This window comes from Taibaiella chishuiensis, assembly GCF_003014535.1.
GTDB lineage: Bacteria > Bacteroidota > Bacteroidia > Chitinophagales > Chitinophagaceae > Taibaiella > Taibaiella chishuiensis.
The window spans coordinates 622106-642807 of record NZ_PYGD01000002.1 but is presented as its reverse complement, the minus strand read 5'-3'; the positions used below and the strand labels follow the sequence as shown (position 1 = coordinate 642807).

20 protein-coding genes are annotated in these 20702 nt (G+C 47.4%); 9 read left to right on the top strand and 11 right to left on the bottom strand.

Annotated elements, in window-relative coordinates; genetic code table 11:
* Window positions 1-398: 398 nt before the first annotated feature.
* Both B0I18_RS25495 and B0I18_RS10245 read right to left on the bottom strand, forming a co-directional pair.
* Window positions 399-674 carry a recombinase family protein gene (locus B0I18_RS25495; protein ID WP_425444927.1) on the bottom strand — a complete coding sequence of 92 codons (276 nt, stop codon included), beginning with the start codon at window positions 672-674 and terminating at the stop codon, window positions 399-401.
* A 493-nt stretch (window positions 675-1167) separates the two neighbouring features.
* A complete protein-coding gene (locus B0I18_RS10245; RefSeq protein WP_106522583.1) occupies window positions 1168-2493 on the bottom strand; it encodes a S41 family peptidase in 1326 nt (441 codons plus the stop codon).
* Window positions 2494-2571: 78 nt separating this feature from the next.
* Here B0I18_RS10245 and B0I18_RS10240 point away from each other — a divergent pair, with 78 nt between their 5' ends.
* On the top strand, window positions 2572-3405 hold the full coding sequence (locus B0I18_RS10240) for a helix-turn-helix domain-containing protein (RefSeq protein WP_106522582.1): 834 nt from the start codon (window positions 2572-2574) through the stop codon (window positions 3403-3405).
* A gap of 294 nt (window positions 3406-3699) precedes the next feature.
* On the opposite strand, the gene B0I18_RS25070 is transcribed toward B0I18_RS10240, so the two are convergent.
* The 3 genes from B0I18_RS25070 to B0I18_RS10230 are packed head-to-tail and all read right to left on the bottom strand — an operon-like array spanning window position 3700 to window position 5135.
* On the bottom strand, window positions 3700-3984 hold the full coding sequence (locus B0I18_RS25070) for a hypothetical protein (RefSeq protein ID WP_181358417.1): 285 nt from the start codon (window positions 3982-3984) through the stop codon (window positions 3700-3702).
* Between the two features lie 13 nt (window positions 3985-3997).
* Window positions 3998-4321 carry a nuclear transport factor 2 family protein gene (locus tag B0I18_RS10235; protein ID WP_106522581.1) on the bottom strand — a complete coding sequence of 108 codons (324 nt, stop codon included), beginning with the start codon at window positions 4319-4321 and terminating at the stop codon, window positions 3998-4000.
* 19 nt (window positions 4322-4340) lie between these two features.
* Entirely contained in the window at window positions 4341-5135 is a 795-nt protein-coding gene (locus B0I18_RS10230; protein ID WP_106522580.1) for an SDR family oxidoreductase, read from the bottom strand.
* Between the two features lie 126 nt (window positions 5136-5261).
* Here B0I18_RS10230 and B0I18_RS10225 point away from each other — a divergent pair, with 126 nt between their 5' ends.
* The gene (locus tag B0I18_RS10225; RefSeq protein WP_106522619.1) at window positions 5262-5645 is read left to right on the top strand and encodes a winged helix-turn-helix transcriptional regulator; all 384 of its coding nucleotides are present in this window, start codon (window positions 5262-5264) and stop codon (window positions 5643-5645) included.
* A 271-nt stretch (window positions 5646-5916) separates the two neighbouring features.
* On the opposite strand, the gene B0I18_RS10220 is transcribed toward B0I18_RS10225, so the two are convergent.
* From B0I18_RS10220 to B0I18_RS10210, 3 genes are all read right to left on the bottom strand, one after another.
* Window positions 5917-7362: a S41 family peptidase gene (locus tag B0I18_RS10220; RefSeq protein WP_106522579.1), complete on the bottom strand. Its 1446-nt coding sequence runs from the start codon at window positions 7360-7362 to the stop codon at window positions 5917-5919.
* Between the two features lie 218 nt (window positions 7363-7580).
* Complete coding sequence (locus B0I18_RS10215; RefSeq protein WP_219905957.1) at window positions 7581-8210, bottom strand: response regulator; 630 nt, start codon at window positions 8208-8210, stop codon at window positions 7581-7583.
* 1 nt (window position 8211) lies between these two features.
* A complete protein-coding gene (locus B0I18_RS10210) occupies window positions 8212-10290 on the bottom strand; it encodes a tetratricopeptide repeat-containing sensor histidine kinase (RefSeq protein ID WP_106522578.1) in 2079 nt (692 codons plus the stop codon).
* A gap of 231 nt (window positions 10291-10521) precedes the next feature.
* Here B0I18_RS10210 and B0I18_RS10205 point away from each other — a divergent pair, with 231 nt between their 5' ends.
* The 7 genes from B0I18_RS10205 to gwsS all read left to right on the top strand — a co-directional run bounded on the left by B0I18_RS10205 (window position 10522) and on the right by gwsS (window position 18845).
* A complete protein-coding gene (locus B0I18_RS10205) occupies window positions 10522-12861 on the top strand; it encodes a T9SS type A sorting domain-containing protein (RefSeq protein ID WP_106522577.1) in 2340 nt (779 codons plus the stop codon).
* Between the two features lie 48 nt (window positions 12862-12909).
* Window positions 12910-14565 (top strand): T9SS type B sorting domain-containing protein, encoded by a 1656-nt coding sequence (locus B0I18_RS10200; protein WP_181358416.1) that lies wholly within the window; start codon window positions 12910-12912, stop codon window positions 14563-14565.
* 244 nt (window positions 14566-14809) lie between these two features.
* On the top strand, window positions 14810-15283 hold the full coding sequence (locus B0I18_RS10195; RefSeq protein WP_245882081.1) for a GNAT family N-acetyltransferase: 474 nt from the start codon (window positions 14810-14812) through the stop codon (window positions 15281-15283).
* A 105-nt stretch (window positions 15284-15388) separates the two neighbouring features.
* Window positions 15389-15937: a hypothetical protein gene (locus B0I18_RS10190; protein ID WP_106522574.1), complete on the top strand. Its 549-nt coding sequence runs from the start codon at window positions 15389-15391 to the stop codon at window positions 15935-15937.
* Between the two features lie 428 nt (window positions 15938-16365).
* The gene (locus tag B0I18_RS10185) at window positions 16366-16566 is read left to right on the top strand and encodes a TIGR04139 family peptide modification target (RefSeq protein ID WP_106522573.1); all 201 of its coding nucleotides are present in this window, start codon (window positions 16366-16368) and stop codon (window positions 16564-16566) included.
* 103 nt (window positions 16567-16669) lie between these two features.
* Entirely contained in the window at window positions 16670-17578 is a 909-nt protein-coding gene (gene gwsG, locus B0I18_RS10180; RefSeq protein ID WP_106522617.1) for a grasp-with-spasm system ATP-grasp peptide maturase, read from the top strand.
* 172 nt (window positions 17579-17750) lie between these two features.
* Window positions 17751-18845 carry a grasp-with-spasm system SPASM domain peptide maturase gene (gene gwsS, locus B0I18_RS10170; RefSeq protein ID WP_106522571.1) on the top strand — a complete coding sequence of 365 codons (1095 nt, stop codon included), beginning with the start codon at window positions 17751-17753 and terminating at the stop codon, window positions 18843-18845.
* Window positions 18846-18890: 45 nt separating this feature from the next.
* Here the strand turns inward: gwsS and B0I18_RS10165 are convergent, their stop codons facing one another.
* From B0I18_RS10165 to B0I18_RS10155, 3 genes are all read right to left on the bottom strand, one after another.
* Entirely contained in the window at window positions 18891-19148 is a 258-nt protein-coding gene (locus B0I18_RS10165) for a hypothetical protein (RefSeq protein ID WP_106522570.1), read from the bottom strand.
* Between the two features lie 112 nt (window positions 19149-19260).
* Window positions 19261-19749: a hypothetical protein gene (locus tag B0I18_RS10160; protein ID WP_106522569.1), complete on the bottom strand. Its 489-nt coding sequence runs from the start codon at window positions 19747-19749 to the stop codon at window positions 19261-19263.
* An 85-nt stretch (window positions 19750-19834) separates the two neighbouring features.
* On the bottom strand, window positions 19835-20692 hold the full coding sequence (locus tag B0I18_RS10155) for a squalene/phytoene synthase family protein (protein ID WP_106522568.1): 858 nt from the start codon (window positions 20690-20692) through the stop codon (window positions 19835-19837).
* Window positions 20693-20702: the final 10 nt, after the last annotated feature.

Below are 20702 nucleotides of genomic sequence, written 5' to 3'. Positions count from 1 at the left end.
CTCATGAGCACCAATAAGAAAATAAAAACACAGCGAATAAATGCTGCAGGACGCCGTATAGAAAGAAATACAGTTCCCACAGTCTGGCCCTGTACCTTAGTTCGTTCGTCATTCCTTCGTCCATTTTTTCTACTGCCCGGACTTATTTCTTTTAGGCGTACAAGGCATTTTTAGCACTTTTTCTACAGTCTTGATTTTTGCTTCTTTGTATCAAGACAAAGAAAAATAAAAAATATCAGGGTAAGTATACCCCCCAGATATTCCACTTGATCCGGATTATGCCAACTCGAACCCTGATTTATGTACAGCACGGATACTTTCAGTTTCACGAGAAAGCAAAAAAAATGCTTTTCGGATGATTTCTGCTTCAGGCTCGTATGGGGCTATGACCTTCTCTCCTAAGGGCGATATTTTTTGACATAACCCTTAGGGGCATGACTCGTCCATCTTCCCTCCTGTTTGGCCTTATGTATGCCTTGTTTGATATTAAGGGCCCTCCTATCGTTCTCCACTTCCGATGTTGCGAGGTACAAAGCTAGTATCATTTTGTTTTCGGAAACAGAAAGGTGAAGTGGTTGCTCAATTGCTTGTACTTCTACATTTAGTTTTTTCAACGTAGCTATCATGTAGTAGGCATCACCAGCGTTTCTACAGAAACGGTCCCATCTGGTGATTAGAATATAATTCGGCCTATCGGTTTTTTTGATTGAGCCTTTTCAGCACTTTGATCCACTCAGGTCTATTGAACGATTTTGCAGAATGATCCTCAAAGATAGTTTGGTAAACTTCAATATTACTTTCTTGACAGAATTTGATAAAGACGTGGCTTTCGCAGGTTTCCACAAAGTATTCAAACTGCTCCCTTTAATTAGCGTCCAGAAGAATAGATGGAATGGGAAAAACAGGTTTTAAACAACAGTAGCGATGAAATTTCTTCTTTTCAGGCTCTAGGATTTCAGACCCAAAACTAAATCTGTAAAGTAATATGCTGTTTAGGGATCGGGGCACTTACTCCTGGATTGTACGCCCGAGTAACCCGGCGATAACCTGGTCTTCAGGTATCAACCAGGGATTTGAATTTATTAATTGTTCCATAATACATTTGGTTTTGAATGAGGTAACCGAATGATGTCGCGCAAATAATTTTCCCACTACAGCAATAAACAACTATTTTTTAATATCCGTAAAACGGGTACCGTCGTCGTACATCCGGGTGCAGCCGGTAATGATACCGTTTTGCCTTTCGATTTTTATACGCATATAGGGCAGTTCTTCTATTTTGAAAAAATCAGGCGACAGGGGCTCCAGCCGGAATTTAGATCTGCCGGTCTTTTGATAATACAGTTGTCCGTTTTCAACAGTCAGTATGCGTTCCTCATAGGTGCCTGCATAGGCCTGCAGCGCCTCGGGAGTCAGTGTAACCGGGAGTTGCTGTGCTTCCAGGTCGGCAAGGGCCCATTGGGTAGAGATCGTTCCGGGGTGAGCAGCGACCATTTTCCTGAGGGCAGTGATTTGCGCCCTCAGTAATGCATCCTTAGCCGGCACGGCGATATCGGGTGTAACCCCTTTCTGCTCCCAATCGGTTTTGGTAATAGGGTCAATAGATCTTCCGTAGGGAAGGAATATGGTGAAGCGGTCAGACAGTACTTTGCGGTTGACGGGGTGGGCCCCGCCTCCTGTTGTCTCGCCGATCAGGATAGCCCGTTTCCTGTTCTTCAGGCTGTAGGCAAAGCTTTCAGCGGCCGAGAAGGTAGTGGCACTCGTAAGCAGGTACAGGTCGATGTCGGGCCGGCGCTTGCCTGATACGTAGGGCAGGGTCCAATCCTGCGTGGTTTGCTGGTCCTCCCTTGAATATTGTTCCACTAAAAGAACTGGCGTTTCGTTAAAGAAATAGCTGGCTAACAGCTGTACCATTTGCCCATACCCGCCGCCATTCTGCCGCAGGTCGATAATCAGGGCATCGGCATTAGCAAGGAAACTCATGGCTGCCGTGGCCGCTTCGCCGCCCTGGGCAGGGTTGTAAAACTTGGTTAGGTTCAGGTAGCCGATATTACCATCCAGGATGCTGACTTCCTTAAAGCCGAAATTGTCTTGCCGGGCATTTGGGAACTCTTTATGCTCCAGCTCCAGGCTGTCTTTGGCTGTGCGTACGGTTTTACTTTGCTGTACCCACTCCGGGTCGAACGAGATGCCCAGGTGTTTGTCCTGCGATACGGATACCAGGTCTGCCGTAAGCCGATCTGAAAACTGAATAGGATCCTGGATAGCGGCGTACTTCCCTTTTTTTACATTGGCTACTACCAGGCTGATCATCTTTTTGGCTACCTCGGGGTAAATATACATTTGGTCGAGTCGTTTAACTACAGAATCAACGACCTGTTGTTTTTCCGCTTCGGTAAGCGGTGTTATGGGTTGTTGTGCGAATGCCATGGCCGGGAAGAAGGCAAGGAGGAAGATGCCGGACCATTTTTTCGATTTTGAATAAAGGTGCATAACCACTAATTTAGCTTTACAATTACAATACTACGGAAAAGCCGGGGTGCGGGGTTGTAAAAAACGGCCATTATAGCGATGAACATTGTAAAGACATACCCGGCTTATCTCAGGCAATACGTACAGTTCTTCTATACGATAAGGGCAAATGGGTATCTCGATTTTCCCGTCAATCATACCCAACAGGTACAGCGGCGCCTGCCCGACGGCACCCTGGATCTTGTGTTTAACTTAGGTGGGCACGTCGAACTTTCGCGGGACGGGTATCATTTTCAACCTATGCCGCTGATCGCACTCACAGGTTTATATCCCGACAGGAGCTTCCTGAAATATGAAGGTGCGGTATATCTTGTTGGTGCGGTATTACAACCCGGAGCGGCCCATCTTTTTGTAAACGATGTATTGGAACAGTTTAAAGCAAGTACGATCGATGGCGCTGATGTATTTGGCCCTTCTATTTATACTTTGCCGGAAAAGCTTATTGCAGTGCCCGCAGAAAAAGACCGGCATGAAATGCTGGAGCGCTTCCTGCTACCGCATCTGAAAGAGAACAAAGAACCCGATAACTTTGAACGCGTATTATATGCCGTACACCAGGTGCATGGCCGTAAGGGCGATGTGGATGTATCCCTGCTTGCGAGGACATGTTTGATGAGCGAACGGAATTTCAGGAGGAAGTTTACAGAATTTGTAGGGATCGGACCTAAAAAGTATGCGGGTATTGTACGTGTAAAAGAGTTCTGTAAGGTTTATGAACGCTCTAGAACATCTTATGTCGATATCCTCTGTGCCCTGGGCTATACGGATCAAGCTCATTTCAGCAAGGATTTCCGGAAGATAACCGGCACCAATCCCACCGTTTATTTTAATCAACTGACCCCGGTTGATTCGGGGCTCATTCACCTGATCTGATCGGCAGTATCTTCTTGTGTTGCACACCCGCGCTGCACCGCAAAAAGTCGGCATCCTACCGTCGCCTTCCCGGCTTATAATCTGCTTGATACCTGTTTCCTGCCCGTATTATTCTTCGCGGCCCATTCCGACCGGCTCGCTTTGCAATTCACACGGCTTATCGACCATTCATCCCCGATTTTTCTGACGGATGATGCAAGCTACAGGATAGAAAATGAGTCAGCCGATAAACTGGTCATCAGTTATAAGATCGATGCTGCTTTAGTGGGAAGTCAAAAGGTGCCATGAAAATGTTTAAATACATTGCTCATTTTTTGACGGTTTTTCAAATCCTGGAAAAAGTTCGACCTTTCGCCCCTTACTTATAGTGAGTTTACTTTTGAAATCCCGATGCCTAATTAGATTAAATGTATCACAACTATTATAAAAAAAATGTGATCTAAAGCCTGCAAAGTCAAAAATGTGTTCTAAGAATTTCCTGCCGGTTGAACGCAATGTCCACCCATTATCAAAAGCCCCGGCCGGATATATCATCCAACCGGGGTTTAAAAAACCAGGCACACTACTACGTGTTGCCATGTGTGCTGCAGGTTTACCCGGTTACTTTCAGGGAATCAATGAGGTCGTTCTTCAGCCCCAAATGAAACTTTAGCTCTGCGGGACTTCCCGGGAAAGTACCGGATACCTCCGCAGTGAGTACTCCGTTTATTCCGGACTGCTCGTATTTAAGAGGTTTCATGAAAGACTGATACTCCGCATTCGCCTGTTCGATCCATTGCAGGATTTCTTCTTTGCCCTTATACGTCCTGCCTTCGTCATGAACGATGGCAGCGTCGGTAAAACAAGCTACATATGCCTTGCTGTCAAGGTTATTCTGCGTTTCTATAAAACGCGCTACTAAATTGGGTAATTCCATAATTGTTGTTATCAGGTATTTAAATGGTTGGTATTGTTCCTCCGTCAATAACGAATTCTGTACCGCTCAGGTATTGGGCCCGCGGTGAGGCGAGGAAGCCGACAAGCTCTGCGACCTCTTCGGGTTCCGCGGGTCTTCCGGCTGGTATTCCTCCCAAGGCGGCTATCACACTTTGTTGCGCCTCCTCAATAGATGCATTTGAACTTTTGGCGATCCGCTCCAGGAAATATTTGACATTTTCGGTCCTGATCCAGCCTGGAGAAACGGTCAGTACCCGCACTCCCTTAGCAGTTACTTCTTTCGATAACCCTTTGCTGTAATTAATCAGGCCGGCCTTAGCCGCCGCGTATGGAAGGGTGGCATCGTATAAGGGAAGGCGCCCCTGGATGGAAGCGATGTGGATGATCACGCCACTACCCTGTTCAAGCATCCGGGGCAGAAAAGCCCGGTCCAGCCTCACCGGTGCAAGCAGGTTCGTGCTGATCGTGGCTTCCCAGTCTTCGTCGTTCAGCGCGGCAAAACCGCCACCAGGCGTTTCGGAACTGCCAAGGTTATTGATGAGGATATCAAGCCTGCCGTAGCGGTCCAGTGTTTCCCTGGCTACATGTGTTGCTCCTTCACGCTTACTCAGGTCAGCCGGAATAAAACACAGGTCGGGGTCTGCCTGATCAGGTTGGTTCCTTGCGGTAATGATAACGGTTGCACCTGCCGCCTTTAAGCGCTCGGAGATTGCTTTTCCGGCGCCCTTGGTACCGCCTGTTACCAGGGCAACCTTACCAGATAATTCGTTACTGTAATTAAACTGCTGTTCCATAAACTTTGATTCTTTTGTGCAAAACTAGACAGTACACAAACATCAAACAATTACGGACTTACGAATCAGATAGGGATAAATTTATCCGTATTGCCGGCTTATCCTACCTGTAGTATATTTGTACTTATGTACGTAAAAAAGACTGTTCCCTATCTCAATTGCGGACTTGACCTGGTTGGTGAAGTGCTTTATGGTAAATGGAAGATCCGTATCCTATGGTTCATCCACCAGGGCAACCTAAGGCCTAGTGAACTTCAGCGGAAAATCCCCGATGTTACAAGACGGGTGCTGAATGTCCAGTTGAAGGAACTTGAAGACCATGAGCTGATCACCAAAAAGATCTACCCGGTTATGCCGCCAAGGGTGGAATACACGCTTACCGACTTCGGCAGTACACTGATCCCGTTGATCGGCTCCATCGGCGTCTGGGGTGACGAGCATCAGGAGCGACTACGCAGGGTCATTTTAAAGCATGCGGCACCATCATTAACAGATGCTGTAAAAACTTAGTCTTGTTATGACATTTATAGAACAGATTACATGATGGCTAAATTCCCAGTAAAAAAGATTGAGTTCCCAGCGGAAAAACAAAAGCCACTCTCCCGAGCGGCTTTTTTCGTTTAGTGAATATTTAGGGATAGATGCCGCCCGCATACGAAGTATTGCAGACCAATCAACATGTCCGTGCGCTAGCAAGGCATTCGAGGCTCCCTACGACCTGCGACGACTATAATTTGCGCGGCAGTTGCAGGGAGATATACAGGATGATCTGCACGTTGGTTTATTGTTGTGTTTGGACCAGGTTGACGACAAAATCCATCTGGCTGTCAGAGCCGGTTCCCAGGTCATCGGGCTTTACTTGTATTTCGATATCCGGCTTAATCCCTTTGGGATCGGGCAGGAAATGGGGCGTTCTCATTTTGTATTGAGAAATGGGTATCCAAACCAAGGTTTTTGAATAGGGCAACACAAATGCCTGTCCGCCCGCATTGCTATAATTACTCCCCTGAGTGTACTCCCCGTAAAATTTCCCGATTTTATATTCCCGCATCAATGCCAACAGATGCCCGGTGGTGGAGAAACATCCGCCATTGATCAAAACGCTGATCTTGCCTTTGTAAAAATTGGCTTTGTTTTGCTGTTGTTCAAACCACCAGTAATCTGCGCTGTCCGTTTCTGTGTAGCAATGCAACCCGTCCCGGAAGGTTGTTTCCGTCAAATCTATTTCCTCGATATTGTCCGGGTATTGCGCGTAATGCTTCCATTCCTGTACACTTTTATATTTTGCGCCTGCATAGTCAAAATAGTAATAAGGGCCGCCGGTCAAATAGGAAAACAAGTAGTTAGCAAGCTCTGCAGATCCGCCGGAATTATCCCGTAAATCAATGATTAAATTTTTAGTTTTTAAGCTGTCGAGTTGTATAAAAAAGCGATCTAATTGTTCTTCTGCAATTTTTCTTTCCGTTTCATCATAACCATTCTCAAATGAATGAAACTTTAAAACAGCCAGATCGTTTGTTCTGAACGCTGTTGTTAATGGCGCTGTCTTTTCTGAAATACTATGGGTATAAGTCTTAAATGGCATTCCCCTCAATGTAGCGCTCCGCTTATGTTTGTTACGATCTACATATTCAATTTCAAATTTTTCCGTTTGATCGTAAATAAAATAATAAAAGGGAAAATTACTGAACCGCGTATTTAACCCGGTTTCATTCCTGCCTTCCAGATGAATATATGGTTTCATTCCGTTCACTACAACATGGATATCTTCCCCGTTTATTCTTAAAATGCGCAATCCCGCATATTCCTTATTTTCCCGGGACGACTTATCCAGATAATAAGCATCCCCGATCTTATAAATACTGAAAGGAAAAACTAACCTGTCATTGAGCAAGCCAATAATTTGTCCTCTATCAACGGCTGTATGTCCGTCTTTAATTTTTGCCATCAGGGTGGCGGTCAATTTATAATATTCGACAGGTGAAAGGTCCGTTTTTATAGTATTCTTTAAAGCGTTATACGTTTTGTCAAATTCCTCTTTTGAACAAAACATGAATTGTCCCGGGTGAATTGTATTTGTCAAATGATATAACTCGGAAAACTCCGCAATAACACTGTCTTTTTTTAGCGATCGATCAAGCAGGCCGGGTGTTTTCAATCCGGCGTTCTGCCCGAAAGCAACATTCATGGAGCACAATAAAAATGCCGATAATACCTTTAAATTCATCTGAAATATTTTTTTATGCCGCGGTCGTTTGAACGGCGCACAGCAAGCCATTCAAACGGCCAATTTACGTTTTTACGGCAGAATTTCTGTACCCCAGGCTGTCCCTAACATTTTTAGCGTTAAAAAAGCTGTAGCATCTTAGTGCTCAAAAAGTAAACAAGCCGGGACTAGCAGGCATTCTTACCGGAGCAGGCTGATGGTATAAGCGGTATTGCCTTTCATTTCATCAAACCCATATCGATTGCTTTCTTGACCAGGCTGGCCGAAGTCTTTACCCCCAGTTTCTGCAGGAGATGTAACCGGTGCGCCTCCACGGTCTTCTTGTTGATGAAGATGCGGTCCGCTATTTCCTGGCTGGTCAGATCTTCGGTAATCAGTTGCAGTATTTCCTTTTCCCTCGCGGTGAGCAGCACCTGCTGGGTAATACCGGACTGGACTTTGGCTGCAATCTTCCGTATCGCCGGGTCAAAGTATTTGCTGCCTTTAAGTACCGCCTGTATCGCCGCCAGCAATACCGATTCGTTGCTCGTTTTCAGTACGTATCCCATCAGGCCGTTCTGCAGCATGTTTTTAATATAATACTCATGCTCCATATTGGTCAGGGCAATGACCATCATATTCGGGTATTGCTTGTTCAGCAAGGGCATCAGCTCGTCCCCCGACTGGCCCTGCAATTGTATATCCAATAGCAATACGTCAGGCTGCGCCACCTTCAAGCCGGCCAGCAGTTCTTTCCCGCTTTGATACGTGTCGGTGATCTCGATACCGCTATGTTGTTCCAGCATGCCTTTAAGTCCCTTGATCAGCAAAGGATGGTCATCAACAATACCTATTCTGACGTTCATCATGTTATAAAGTTGTGTTTTGATTGATCAGGAGCTCAATCTCAATGATCGTGCCTGTTTGCGCATTGCTCTGAATGGTAAACTTACCGCCTACTTCTTCTATCCGTTTCCTGATATTTTTAAGACCCATGCCCTTGGCCGGGTTATGATGTTCAAACCCTTTACCGTTATCTTCTACGGTAAGACTTAGCAGGTCTTCGTGGGTCAGCAGCAGTACGAGCGCTTTGGTAGCAGCCGCATGTTTTACGATATTATGGATCAGCTCCTGTACCATCCGGTAGATGGTATAGGCATACTCCACACTGAAGTGCGACCATTGCCCAAAATTTTGCACCTCGATCTGGATACCATGCCCTTTTTCAATAAGCGTGCAGAATGACTGGATGGCGGCCGGCAAACTCTGCCGTACAAGCTGCTCCGGCACCAGGTTCTGGGCAATATTCCGGAGCTCCTGCGCCGTATTACCCAGCAACATCGACAGCTCTTCATATTCTTCAGTATCCCGCATCGCTTCGTATTTCCTGCCTATCGTGGTATGGGTCATCTTCGCTGCAGAGATCAGGATGCTTACACCGTCATGAAGCTCCTGGGCAATGCGGCCACGCTCCATTTCTTCGCCCTTCATTCTTTCCTGCATATAAGCCAGTTCCTGTTGCTGCTGCTGAAACCGCTGTTTGTTTTTCTGCCTGACGATGAGCAGCAGAACGGCCAGCAGGGCTGCTACGATAACCACTGCGATCAGCATATTCTTTTGCTTCATCTTGGAAACGCTCTCCAGGAGCGCCATTTGCTGCTGCGTCAGTTGTTTGTCTTTCTCCGCCGCCTTGAATTGCTGTTCTAAAAGCGCTACCTTTTCCGAGTTCTCTTTGCCGATAAGACTATCTCTTACACTGGTGAGCAGGCTCTGGTAGGCGTAGGCTTTGTCATATTGTTTAAGACCGGCATAGGTGATCGCCAGTGCTTCGTAGGCATTGGTAATATTGTAAACCATATTGTTCTCCCTGGCCGTCGCAATAGCGTCCACCAACAGTTCCTCCGCCTTATGATACGCGCCGGTCTTTGCATAATTGAATCCCAGCAAATAAGCGGCCCCCAGCTTTACCGACGCAAAACCTGCCGTGCGGTAAGCCTCCTCGTTATAGGGCAATGCGGCGCCGGCAGCACCCTTGTTGATATATGCCAACCCGACACAGGATGCACAACTCGACAGGGTTTCCAGGTCGTCTTGTGTACGGGCGAGCGCTAAACCCTGGAGACAGACCGCGAGGGACCGGTCGTAATCTTTTTCATCACTGTACAAAGCGCCCATATACTGCAATGCAGTAGCTATTAATACGGTGTCTTTCTGTTCCCTGGCAAGCGATTGGGCCGCTGTATAATATTTTTCCGCATCGGCCTTTATTTTAAGCGTGAAATAAACGGAACCCAGGCCGACATTAAGATCAAAAAGCGTACGGTAATCCTGCAGCTTATTGTTGGTCCACAATTGAATGCCCTTACGATACAGGGTTATGGCGGAGTCCAGGTAGCCCGACTGGAAATAAACATTAGCAACTATATTACAGAGCAGGGCCTGCTTCCCGGGCATCGCCTTTGTAAAGTAAGATTCGCCCTGGTGATACTGTGTTATTGCGGCATCGTACCTGCCCGACCTGAGCAGGGAATAAGTAAGCGCCAGCAGATGATCCTGCACGAGCGAGTCCTGGCCCATTATTTTTTCCTGTTTCAGCGCCTGTTCCAGGTACATTTCATACAGATCTGTATGCTCCTGTTTCCGGTGTGCTGCCGCGAGATTTTTATAGGATTTTGCCAGGCCGGGCGTATAGTCAAACTGTTTGCTGAGCAAAGCTGCCCGCTCAAAATAATAAATGGCGGTATCCGTTTGCGTTGAGGCAGCGCCCAGCTTCAGGTATTGTTCGATCAGGAATATTTCTGAGGTAGGCCGCTTGGGTGGTTGTAGAAAATGCAGGCTTCTTACCTGGTCGGGCGCGCCAGGCTGAGCCCATGCCCGCAGGCTACACAAAGCAAAACAGAAAGCCAGGCAGACCGGTATAGTGATATTTAAAATAGATCGTGCATTCATGAATACGGGCTTTCCGGGATAAAAATAACAAATGTAATCCTGACCGGCCCCGGAAAAAATAGTATTTATACTATCACGGGTCTAAGAATACGGATGTAATCTTGTGATGTTGAATCAAAGCGCATTTCCGCTCCGCCATTTTGCCCCCGGCCGGGCAAGAATGGCCCCTGTAGCGCGGAAAGCAGTGATGAATTCAATCCAAAAAAGATATTAAAACTAAAATTTGAGTGTATGAACAAAAGATTATCCTTTAGTATTATTTGTTGCCTCGTTGCCTGTTGCCTTTTGTGGAGCAAGGGCGTATCCGGTAAAAATTTCGAGTGGGCTACGATGACGACCGACGATATGGCGGCCGCTGTTAAAGTATCGCAATCCGGTTTTGTCTATACTGCCGGTAAGCAATTGAAAAAATATGATAGCGCGGGAAATATAGTCTGGTCCAGGGATCTCGCCAATGCCCAAACCAATGCCAACGACATAACGATCAAAGACGGTTTTATTTACGTTACGGGTACCTTTACGGACACAGCGCATTTTAACCCGGGCAATGCCGCATTCACCGTGATACCCAAGGGCTCCCTCTCCATGCCGGATGTATTTGTGGCCAAGTTCGATACCCTTTCCAACCCGGTCTGGGTAAGATCTTTTGGCGGCAACAGGGGCGACTATGGCAACGGCGTGGAAGTAAACGCAGGCGGCGATGTATTCCTTACCGGCTCTGTTTTGAGCCGGACGGATTTCAGGATCGATTTCAATCCCTCAACTGCTGCGGCCGATACCTTTTTCTACAATACAACGGTGAACAATGCCATTGTGGGTTATGTGCTCAAACTAAACAGCAGCGGTGTTTTTCAATGGGTAAAAACCTTTGGCGGCAATATGAATGTGCTGTCCCAATCTGTGGCCCTGGAACAAAATACGGGCAATGTATTGCTGGCCGGGAGGTATACGGGCACAGCCGATTTTGACCCTTCGCCGACCGTGACCAACAATTTTACGTCCAACGGCAGTTTTGATATATTTATCGTAAAGCTGACCCCCGCCGGCGATTTGATGTGGGCCAAAACAATCGGTGGAGGCGTGGAAGAACGCGTGAACGACCTGGTATTGGATAGCCTGAACAACCTCTATATCACAGGCGCTTACAGGAACACGGTAGATTTCGATCCCGGCACCGGCCCGGCGGAAGTATTCCAGATGACTGCCGGCACCACCGGATCCTACGACATCTATATTCTAAAATTATCGGCCGCGGGTACATTTGTATATGCTAAAAGTATCGGGTCTGAATTTTATGACGACGAAGGTTTTAATATGGCCGTCGGCAAACAAGGCAGTATATATATCACGGGTACTTTCAGGGGCACAAATGTTGATTTTGACCCGGGGCCGGGTACCTTTTTATTGTCTACCAATGTAGGACAAGATCCGTTTATACTCGAGCTGACCCTGGGCGGCGCCTTCGTATGGGCGGGGGATCTCAGGGGCGGCGCCATATATAACTTTGGCAAAGCCATAGCTACAGATGGATACAGGAATATATACAACATCGGCAACTTCAATAATACGGTTGATTTTGACCCGAGCGATGCGATTTATAATATGACGGCTACCAACAGCAATCAGGGTTACCTGTTGAAGCTGACTTGTAATACCAGGGCCTACGATACCCTTGTTGCCTGCGACAGCATCAGCATTAACGGCGCTACGTTTACTACCTCAGGTAATTATGTACAGACCTTACCCGCCACTAATGGCTGCGATAGCCTGCTGCACCTGAACATTACCATTAACCACAGTGTGACGAACAACCTGAGTGTAACCTCCTGTGAAAGCTATACCGTAGACGGCACGGTTTATTACGAAACATCGGGTCATTATAACGTAGTACTAAGCGCCGCATCGGGTTGCGACAGTGTAGTATCGCTCGACCTGACCATCGGTAAGTCTACCGACACCCTTGTACTGGATCACTGCGGCCCGTATACCTATAACAATGAAAGCTATACCACATCCGGCGTTTATACCATCGACCTGGGCACTACCGTTCATGGCTGCGACAGTATCCGGGTATTGGATCTCACGGTCAACCCCACACCCGACGTTACGGTGACCAGGTCCGGCAATACGCTGATCGCCCAGGCGCCGGCCGCCACCTATCAATGGATTACCTGCCCCGGCAACGATGTGCTAACCGGCGCTACGGGACAATCCTACTCGCCCGCAGCAAATGGCAGTTATGCCGTAGTGGTTACCAAAGATGGCTGCTCCGATACCTCAGCCTGTTACGAGGTTTCCGGCCTGACGTCTATCGGCAACCTGAATATAAACAATAGCCTGAAACTGTACCCTAACCCCGCTACCCATAACCTGTCGATCCGTTCGACCTATAGTAAAACAATCGACCGGCTGACCGTATTCAACGCACTGGGTCAGCAAGTGGTGACTTATGCCGATGTTAAAAGCAACGAGTACCACATCAATACGGCCAACCTTGCCCCCGGCGTGTATTTTGTGGAGTTGAATTTTGCAGACGGCATACGGGCGAAACTGCCCTTTTCTAAAAAGTAAATTTTATTAGCCATTATGTGTTTAGTTAGCAATTGGTGTAAAAAAGTAATGGTATTACTGGCATGTTTCATGTCCGGTAATACCATTGTCTTTGCCCAACAGTACTACCAGATCACGGGTAATGCAGGCACCCAGAATATCGGCGGGAACAGCGTTACCATTAGTTCTTCTGGTTCTACCATGTGGGGCTCTTATGGTTGTACCGGGGTAGGCCCCTATACCATAGGCAGCAGTTGGCCTTTCCCGTCTACGGGCCAGTCCTCGTTCACATTCCAGTTTGCCGTACCGGTAACGCATGTTAAGGTGCAGGGTATTTATATTAACCCGGGAGAACTGCTCTTCCTGAAGATCAACGGCCAGCCTTACAGCATTACCAATAGCAACCTGTCTACCTCTTCTGTCTGTAATGGGCCGCAAGCCATTATTACACCGGGAGGCGCCCTGGCTACCGGTACCGGGGTATTGTCGGCAGAGGCCGAAATTATCGTAACGGGTTGCATCCAGACGCTCGAGGTGCTTACAGACGGCCTGCTTGATGGCATTATATTCGGTGCACATTTTGCCACACAGGTTATTGCGTCCAACAACGGGCCTGTGTGCGAGGGTGGTAACCTGCAACTGACCGGTACTGCTACCGGTAATAATGCACAATATAACTGGACCGGCCCCGGTGGTTTTAGCTCGGCACTGCAACACCCGGTACTGAACCAGGTAACGCTTGCCCGGGAAGGCATTTATACCCTGTCGGTGCATATGTGTGATGCCGATTATACGGATACAACCTATGTTGCTATCCGTCCTGCACCAAAAATCGAGGCTGCCTACGATAACCCTTTATGTACGGGCAGCAGCTTACAGCTAAGGTCAAACACGGCACAGGACAGCGTTACCTGCCAGTGGAACGGTCCCGGCCAATTCGCATCCACCGCTGCCGATGCACTTGTAACGGGCAGTGCTGCGGCCGTCCATGAAGGTTGGTACCGGCTACGGGCCACGCGGGGTAGCTGTACCGCCAGGGATTCCGTACTGGTCCGGGTAGCGAAACCCGTGCAACATTCCTTTACGGAGGTGGTCTGCGCCAATGAAGGCTACCGGTTTGACGGTCAGTCTCTCGTTCAGAGCGGGGTATACCGTGCTACTTATGCCGCAGCCAACGGATGCGACTCGGTAGCTACCCTATCCCTGGTCGTGGTACCATCGCCGGAACTACAGCTGGATTTTGCCCGGGAAAAAGAGTTCTGCATCGGCGACACCTTACTGGTAAAGGCTTCGGGCGCCGAAGCGTTCCACTGGGGCAATACGGCGGCCGAAGCGGGCGATGAATGGCGATGGCCTTTACTTGAGCGGGTCAATACCATTACCGTGACCGGCATATCGGGTAACAAATGTACCGATACCGCAACACTTGCCGTCACAGCGGCAGCCTGCTGCCACATCAATATGCCCAATGCCTTCAGCCCTAATGGCGATGGTATCAATGACAAGTTCGGACCCGTTACCAACGGGCATTTCAGGAATTACACCCTGTCGGTGTACGACCGTTGGGGCAGAAGGATATTTACCGGTCATACCGAAAGTAAACAATGGGACGGTATGTCGGGCGGAGCGCCCGCCGAGACCGGTACGTATCACTATATCGTAACCGGCAACTGTGCCGACGATACGCCGATCAGGCGTAAGGGAGACATCATGCTGATACGTTAATAGCGCCAGCCCGGTTTACAAAAAACATAAAAACCGGCATCACCATCAGGGCAAAATAGAGGCGGCTTAGTAAAGCCGCCTCTTCATTTTTTGTGTTTTTCTATAGAAAACTATTTCCTAATTTATGCTTTTAAAAAAGATAGGCTATGGGATAGCGCACCTTTAACGACCGGCGCTCAGGCCCGTAAGTACCCCTGTTATTGACACATTTTAGCTATCTTTAAATCTTATAAACAACATTAATGTGGACCTGCATCTCCGACCATCTACCGATACCGACTTAGCGCACTTTTTCCTGTTCCAACTCGACCCGGAAGGCAGGCATTTAGCCGCTTTTACGGCGCCGGATACGACCGATAAAACTGCCTACATGGCCAAGTACACCAAATTACTGCAAGACCCCTCCATAAACAATCAAACCATTCTTGTGGATGGCATGATCGTTGGGAGCATCGCAAAATTCATCATGGAGGGCGAAGCCGAAATTACGTATTGGTTGGCGAAAGATTGTTGGGGAAAAGGTAACGCAACAAAAGCCCTGCACAAGTTTCTCGAAGTGGAAGCTACCCGGCCAATTTATGGCCGTGTTGCCTTTGATAATTTCGGATCACAAAAAGTACTGGAAAAATGTGGCTTCGCCAGGATTGGCGCTGCAAAAGGTTTTGCCCATGCCAGACAAGCAGAAATAGAAGAGTTTATTTACAAACTTGAAAAGTAATACGAAGCTCTTAAGGTGAAAGGCTGTGGAAAGGATCGTTTCCCTTTCTGTAGGGATTGTATTAAATTTGCCCGATCACCATGACAATCAACCACAATACAGCACATGAAAAATAAACGTCTTATTTATATCCTGCTCCCGTTTTTATTGTTGTCCTTTTCCTTTTGCAGCCAGAGCCCGGGCAGTCGCCGGGCAGCCGGTAAAAACCAGGCCCAGGAGGCTTTATTGCGAACCACTAAAGACTTTAACAGCCAGGCTCAATTAAACAGCCAGGATGAGGAAAAAATCAAAGCACTCAAAACAGCATACGCGCAGCAGGTAAGATCGATCGATACGATTAAGCAATGGACCGGCACGCTTACGTTACTGGACTTGGATGAGGTCGAATCCTATTCCGCAGATACGGTTATGATGCGGATCGGTATCGACAATACTTTCGATACCGGGTACCAGGATTTCTTCTCTTTTGTAGACTGGAAGCCCATTCCAAAGAACAGTGCTATTTACAAAAAACTCAGTAGCCTGGAGAAAGGGTCGAAAGTAGTTTTCTCCGGTAAACCTATTTTGGTGGAACACAACAACGGCAGCCTGTTGGGTTATACATTCAACGCCTTCTTTATCCGGACAGAAATTTCTGAAATTGAAACCGATTAGCTCATTTTATCCCGGTACTTGTTCACCCCGCGGTATTCCCGGCAGGTTTTAAATCAGTCCGTAAAAGGTGAGAGATTATACCCATAACATCACAAAGCCACTCCAACAGGGTGGCTTTTCGCTTTAGGGATGGCACTTTAGATCAGCCCCTTCGCCATTGGATTGCTTCAACCTTGGGGATACCTATAAAACAGTGTGTGAAACCGACATCTATCGCCCCTTACAAATTATACCCCTGCTTTCCTCAACAGAAAACAGCACTTTATAAAAAGCAGTGTTGTTAACCTGGCAAAATAACTGATTTTTATATGCAAGGAAAAAACAGGATTAGGATCCGGGTTTTCCTTGAGAAGTACTTCGGGAATATAGTTTAAGCCCAAACGTCAGGGCGAGATGACGGACATTATCAACCCATTTAATTGCTAAACATGAAAAAATTGCAGGGAATGCAGCAGAACGTATCTGCTATGGAAAACCAGGAATTGGAAGCAACAGCATTGCAGATGATCCAGGGCGGCCGTCGCCCGGAATACTCTGCCGTGCGTTCCAACTTTACCGATGAATTCGGCCACCAGGACATCGACGTATATGACCAAAACGGTCAATGGCTCTGGAGAGATTATGTATAGTAGCGCAAGGCTCAAAATTTAAATGCATACGGCAAAGGTTACTTAAGCATGGTTTAAGTAACCTTTGTTATATAATTTCATACTGCAAATCGCATCGCTTAATATGATTTTAATCCTGTCATCCAATGCAGAGATTACCACAGATGCCGTGATCATGTGGTTAAACGACCTGAAGAAGGCGTATATAAGGGTACATGAGGACGAATTTTTCGAGATAAAAATCATCAATAAAAAATTCTTCCTGGAAAGTTACCGGAACCGTTTCTTTATTGACGACATATCCAGTGTCTGGTACCGGAGAGGCGGCGGATTGAAGTTTAAACGCGGGCAGTATCACCACGAAGCGGTTAACCAGAATATGAACGAAGCCCACTATTGGCTGGAAGACTATGTGATTAAAAAACTGGAAGCTAAAAAGCATATCAACAAACAAAGCAACAGCCGTTTAAACAAATTGTGGGTACTGGAAGAAGCGCAAAAGGCAGGGCTAAAGGTACCCCGGTATTTTTTAGCAGAGAACACCGACGATGTTATCCCGGGTAAAATGATCACGAAATCGTTTACGGAAAATGTAATCCTGAAATCGGCTTATGAACACCAGGACGGCATGTTGTATACCGCTGTGGTTACGCAACAGGAACAAGGATCTTTTTTTCCGACCTTCTTCCAGGATAAGATCGAAAAAGAATATGAAATAAGAAGCTTCTACCTCGATGGTAAAATATGGTCTACCGCTATCATGTCCCAGAAGGATAAACAAACGGAAACAGATCACAGGAAATACAACACAGCAGTGCCTAACCGCAATGTACCTTACGATTTACCCCTTGAGACCGGGCAAAAATTAAATGAGCTGTTCCTGGCGCTGGATATCAATTGCGGCTCCGCGGATTTCATCAAAGGAAAAGACGGCCAGTTCTATTTTCTCGAGATCAATCCCCTGGGCCAGTTCTTAGGCCTGTCGGCCGTTTGCAACTACGCACTGGACAAAGAAATCGCATTGTATTTATGAAAATAATTTTCAACGAAGAACAAAAACTGCCGTTAACGTATAAGTATATCGAGCCGCATGGCGCAGTAAAGTTAAAAAGCCTGAAACCGACAACAGACGTTATAAAAATCGAAAAAATCCAATCCGATATGCATACGCCATCCCTTCCTTTCAAAAAGCTGGTAAGAATGTTATGAGGTATTTCAATTTATACAGCAATATCTTAATTACGAAGGGAGCAAACAGGATACTGATCAGCGATCTGCAGCGCAATAATTCCGAGCTCCAGTCCCTAGAATTGTACGATATCATTGAAGCATTAAAGAGCCATGCTATCGAGACATTGATGGGATTTTATGATGAAGATTCCAAACCCATAGTCGGGCAATATCTCGACTTCCTGGTCGATAAAGAGTATGGTTTTATCAGCACCGGTGACCGGGATCACAGCTTCCCTCCCCTATCGCTTGAATATAAAGACGCCGGCCTGGTTTCCGATATATTTATAGCGTGCCGGGATTTGGCGCGGCCGCGGCAACTGGCGCCATCGATCGGCAACTTAGCCATTAAACACATGGTCATCTACTGCGAGCAAGAACTCGCAGTGGCCGATTTTTTAGATTTAGAAATTAGCTTCAGCGATTCCAGCGTGGAGAGTATCGAAATTTTTGCGCCCTGCCATGCGGGCATAAACGAAAATTATCTTCAGCAGCTGAGCGAGGGCGCCCGTAGAATTTATAGCCTGGTATTCTACAAATGCACTACAATACAGCCAGAGACCGGAGACCGCTATAAATTTAAAGTTGTTTTTACCAGCCGGCACCTGAAGATCAATGCCTGCGGGAAAGTGGATCTGAAATACTTCAATACCCACCTACCCAAAGTACTGGAAGCCATCAATCACAATTCCTGTCTGCACAAAAAGATAGGCATCGATATCAACGGCGATATCCGGAATTGCCCGGCAATGCCGCAGCGCTTCGGTAATATCAGGGATTGCTCTTTGGAAGAAGCATTGAACCATAAGGCATTCAAAAACTACTGGAATCTTACTAAAGACCACATAGCGGTATGCAAAGACTGTGAATTCAGAAATATCTGTACCGATTGCAGGGCTTATACAGAGCGGACACACATTAATGAAGCGGGGCTTGATAACTCCAAACCTTTAAAATGTGGCTACAGCCCTTATACGAACCAGTGGGAAAAATGGAGCGAAAATCCCCTCAAACAGAAGGCCATCCGGCATTACGGTTTACAGGAGCTGATCAAAAACGAAGAAGCATAATGCGCTCAAATCGCCGGGAACCCTTACCCGGCATAGCATAGGGCTTTAGTTCAATTCATCGACATGATACAGGTGCTCTTCGAGCAGGCCAACCAGCGCCGGGATGACAAGAGCAACCCAACCAGGCGGAAAATTACCTTTCCTGTAGGCAAATTCGTTGTCGAGTACCAATTCATACCCTTCTGTTTTTATGCTTGCGAACCGGCCGGTAATGGTATTGTAGCCTACCTCGAACGTGAAAGACCGCAGTTTTCCCGCGGCTATAACCAGGTAAACAGGTGCGAATATAACGGAATGGTTCATCAGCAAATCATTTTAGCAATTACCACCAAAAACGGCACTGCCCTAATCAGCAGCAACCTGCATCTAACAAGCGTATAGTTTCTTTTGTTTGCGTCAGGAGGCGTTTTTATTTTTATTGCTCACAATCTTCCTTACGCTCACCGTACCACTTGTTTTTAACACTCCCCAGGTAATGCCGGATCAGCTCGATCGTCTCCTGGGAGATATAGCCCAGGTAGTACTGCTGAAATCCCAGCTTTATAATATCCTGGAGATACCGGCCCGCGCCTGTAAGCCATATCATGCCTTTACGAACGAAGCCCCGCCCCACCCCTTCGGGCACTGCGGAAGCTGTATTACCGGTCCCGTTATGGTTGGGATACGGGTTACCGGGCGGTATCTTTTCCGGGTAGTTGGCCGTATGTATATTGTACATGATTTCTTGTATCCAGTCCTGTACCTGTATCGCCTCATTATAACTTTCCCTGTTGGCAACCGCTCTGAAGAAGGCCTCCCGCAGCAGGTTTTCTGCTTCTTCCCGGCTACCTGTAAAAGAAAGTGCCATAGGCTCCAGGCGCCTGGACGCGCTCAGGGCTTGCTCTTTAAAAATTTCTTCAGTCATAACCACGAACTTTAAAAGGGTCAACAAAATTGATAAACGACAGGTAAATCCCGGCGTTTCCGTTCCCGCCGGCATGCGGTATCGCTTATGTGAACGCCGAGTGAAACAGGATCATAAGCCCGCCGGCTATATAAGCCAGAATCAGGATAGCGGCTTTTGCCATATCCCATATGCGTTTATCTCCTGCCGGACGACCTTCCGCGTTTGCTCCTTTAATATCCCGTATTTCTTTCCGGTAATGGGTTAACGCGACATAAGCTGCGAAACGTGTAGTAAGCGACAGCTGGCTTATTCCTTTTTTTGCGTGGCTAAGCTTTTCCCATACCTGCTGCTGTATCGCCAGACGCGCTTCCGGTTTCAATACCCCTTGCTCAGACGGGGTAGCATCACCGGGCCCGCTTTGCAGCTCATCGGCATCTATCCGGCGCAGCAGGTCTATTTTATGAAACACAATACCCAAGCTTACCGCATAAGGTTTCAACCGGCCATAAAGCTCCTGGTCGCCATCGGTAAGCACCCGCAGGCACATTAGTGTAACGGTAGTGTACAATGCACTCCCAAGGCGGTAAGCCTGCAGTTCAGCGCCGCTACGGATTTCCTGCTCCAGTTCCATATTTTCGAAAAGAGCGTCTATCAGTTCCCTTTCAATCCCATACCTGTTCACCACTCCGCTAAGCTCCTGCAATACGGGATTCAGGCTTACGCCATGTTCCAGCGCCCAATAGGTATCTTCCCATAGTTGTGCGGAAAGGGTTGTGCCGATGTAGCCGTCACCGGGCTCCGTAGTCAACAGGGCCATCTTATAGAACTCCAGCAGGGTACGCAGGGGCGCCCGGAGCCTTGGCGGCAGCGCTTTAAGGCCTGCTGTAAGGGCCGGGCTGCCGGGAAGATTTGACTGCTCGGTTTGACCGCGGCCCGCAAGGTCAATAACAAACTTCATCATGATGCTATCC